3 protein-coding genes are annotated in these 3,150 nt (G+C 65.8%); all 3 read right to left on the minus strand.

Annotation, left to right across the window (positions count from 1 at the left end; translation table 11 throughout):
* Positions 1 to 1,208: fumarylacetoacetase (fahA, locus tag ACXYMN_RS19765; protein ID WP_459015798.1), on the minus strand; the 1,208-nt coding region annotated here is incomplete at its 3' end.
* Positions 1,209 to 1,222: 14 nt separating this feature from the next.
* On the minus strand, positions 1,223 to 1,852 hold the full coding sequence (gene maiA / locus ACXYMN_RS19770) for a maleylacetoacetate isomerase (protein ID WP_459015800.1): 630 nt from the start codon (positions 1,850 to 1,852) through the stop codon (positions 1,223 to 1,225).
* Positions 1,849 to 3,150, minus strand: a 1,302-nt coding sequence (gene hmgA / locus ACXYMN_RS19775; RefSeq protein ID WP_459015801.1) for a homogentisate 1,2-dioxygenase, incomplete at its 5' end; no start/stop codon positions are given. The genes maiA and hmgA, both read right to left, overlap by 4 nt.

Here is a 3,150-nt window from a genome sequence, read left to right on the forward strand (position 1 = left end):
GCGCACGCGCCGAAGCCGATGCGGTAGCCGTTGCCCTGGGCGTGGCCTTGAAGGACCACGGTATCGCCATCCGCAAGGAAGGTGCGGGTCTGGCCGCCCTCAAGCGGGATCGGGTCCTTGCCGCCCCAGGTCATTTCGAGAAGCGAGCCGAACATGCCTTTTTCGGGGCCCGAGATCGTGCCCGAGCCCAGAAGGTCGCCGGTGCGCAGCGCGCAGCCCGACGAGGCGTGGTGCGCCAGTTGCTGGGCGGCCGAGTAGTAGAGCGTGTTGTAGTTGGTGCGGCTGATCACCGTCGGCTGGCCGCCCTCCGGGGTCAGGCTGACCGACAGCGCGATATCGTAGAGCATCGGCCCGGTGTCGCGGATGTATGGCAGCAGTTCCTTCTCGCGCGGCGGGGTGGCGCAGCGGAACGGCGCCAGCGCGGCCTTGGTCACCACCCACGGCCCGATGGTGGTGGCGAAAGCCTTGGCCTGGAACGGCCCCAGCGGCTGGTATTCCCAGGCCTGGATGTCGCGCGCCGACCAGTCGTTCAGCAGCACGTAGCCGAAGATCATGTCGTCGGCCTCGTCGACGCTGACACGCTGGCCCATCGCCGATGGTGTGCCCACCACCGCGCCCATCTCCAGCTCGATATCGAGCCGCTGGGAGGGGCCAAATCCCGGCACCTCGTCCTGCGGGCCTTTCAACTGGCCCATGGGCCGATGGAAATCGGTGCCGGACACCACCACGGTGGAGGCGCGGCCATTGTAGCCGATGGGAATGTGCAGCCAGTTCGGCGGCAACGCATTGGCAGGGTCGCGAAACAGCGAGCCGACGTTGAACGCGTGTTGGCGACCGGCGTAGAAATCGGTGTATTCCGACACCGTGAAGGGCAGGTGCATCGTGACGGCGTCCATGTCATGCAGCGCGTCCCGGACGGCGTCCGTCTCGGCGCCCTCGCGCAGCAGGTCGGTCAGGGTCTGCCGAACCTCCTGCCAGGCGGCCTTGCCCTTGCCCATGAAGGTGTTGAGCGCCGGTTCATCGAAGCCGTAGTCGGGCAGCAATCCGGCGGATTGCAGCGCGGCAAGATCGAGTACGCTGTTGCCGATGGCCACGGCACAGCGCGGCGCGTCACCTTTCGAGAAGACGCCGAACGGCAGGTTGTTCAGGGGAAACGGGCACTCGGGGTCGTTCGCGGTCTCGACCCAGGATCGGGCAAGATCAGTCATGGGAATATCCTTCGTCAGTATGCGTCGGGTTGATGTTCGGGGCGGGCCGCATCGAAGGCCGCGTGCTCCAGGCATCGCGCTTCGATCTCGGTCAGCCGTGGCAGCGCCGACAGGTCGCAGCCCCAGCGATGGGCGTTGTAGAGTTGCGGCACGAGGCAGAGATCGGCCAACCCGGGCGCGTCGCCGAAGCAGAACGGCCCGTCCGCGTCGATCAGCCGGTCGAACGCGACAAGGCCGCGCTGCATCCAGTTGTTCATCCAGTCCACAGCCTCGTCCTGGCCGTGCCCCATCGCCTTGAGCCGTGCGATCACCCGCAGGTTGTTCACCGGATGAATATCGGCGGCGATGGTCAGGGCGGCGGCGCGGACCTTGGCACGTGCCACGGCATCCCCGGGCAAGAGCGCCGGGTCGGGATGGGTCTCTTCCAGCCACTCCAGGATCGCCATCGACTGGGTCAGCACCGTGCCATCGTCCAGCACCAGCGTCGGCACGCCCTGTCCGGGGTTCAGCGCGGCATAATCCGGCGCCCGCTGCGCGCCTGCGACGAGGTTGACCGGGACAGGCTCGTAAGCCAGTCCCTTGAGGTTCAACGCGATCCGCACCCGGTAGGAGGTGGTCGACCGCCAGTAGCTATAAAGCCTCACTTCTTGCCCGGCGTGCCGTCGAACTTCTTTTCGATGTCCTTCCAGCAGTCGATGTAGTCGTCCTGCAGCGGTGCTTCCTTGCCCGCGAATTGCGTCAGTTGCTGCGGGAAGCGGGTCTCGAACATGAACGACATGGTGTTGTCCAGCTTGTCGGGGCCGAGATTGGCGTTCGAGGCCTTCTCGAAGGCGTCGCGGTCCGGCCCGTGCGGCAGCATCATGTTGTGCAGGCTGACGCCACCGGGCACGAAGCCCTGCGGCTTGGCGTCGTACTGGCCGTAGATGTTGCCCATCATCTCGGACATGATGTTCTTGTGATACCACGGCGGGCGGAAGGTGTCTTCCATCACCATCCAGCGTTCGCGGAACAGCACGAAGTCGATATTGGCGGTGCCCTCCTGGCCCGAGGGCGCGGTCAGCACGGTGAAGATCGACGGGTCGGGATGGTCGAACAGGATCGCGCCGACCGGGCAATAGGTGCGCAGGTCGTACTTGCAGGGCGCGTAATTGCCGTGCCAGGCGACCACGTCGAGCGGGCTTTGCGCGATCTTCGTGGTGTGGAACTGGCCGCACCATTTCACCGTCACGGTCGAGGGCACTTCGCGGTCCTCGAAGGCGGCCACCGGGGCCTTGAAGTCGCGCGGGTTGGCCATGCAATTGGCCCCGATCGGGCCGCGACCCGGCAGTTCGAACTTCTGGCCGTAGTTCTCGCAGACAAAGCCGCGCGCCGGACCGTCGAGCAGCTCGACCCGGTAGACCAGACCGCGCGGGATGATGGCGATCTCCTTGGGCTCGAGGTCGATGATCCCCAGTTCGGTGGCAAAGCGCAGGCGGCCCTCTTGCGGCACCACCAGCATCTCGCTGTCCGCCGAATAGAAGTAGTCGTCGACCATCGACTCGGTCACCAGGTAGATGTGGCTGGCCATCCCCACCTGCGTGTGCACGTCGCCCGCCGTGGTCATGGTGCGCATGCCCGTCAGCCAGGTCAGGGACTCGCCCGAATGCGGCACCGGGTCCCAGCGATACTGGCCGAGGCTGGTTACATCCGGGTGGATATCGGGGGCCGAACGGAAATACGGCAGGTCGATCTTTTCATAGCGGTGGCTGTGCTTGACCGAGGGGCGGATGCGATAGCACCAGGTCCGCTCGGGCCGCACATCGGTGAAGGCGGTGCCGGAAAGCTGCTCGCCGTAAAGGCCGTAATTGACCTTCTGCGGCGAGTTCATGCCCTGCGGCAGCGCGCCGGGCAATGCCTCGGTCTCGAAATCATTGCCGAAGCCCGGCATGTAACCGGGGGTGGT

The sequence above is a fragment of the Roseivivax sp. CAU 1753 genome, from assembly GCF_054482575.1.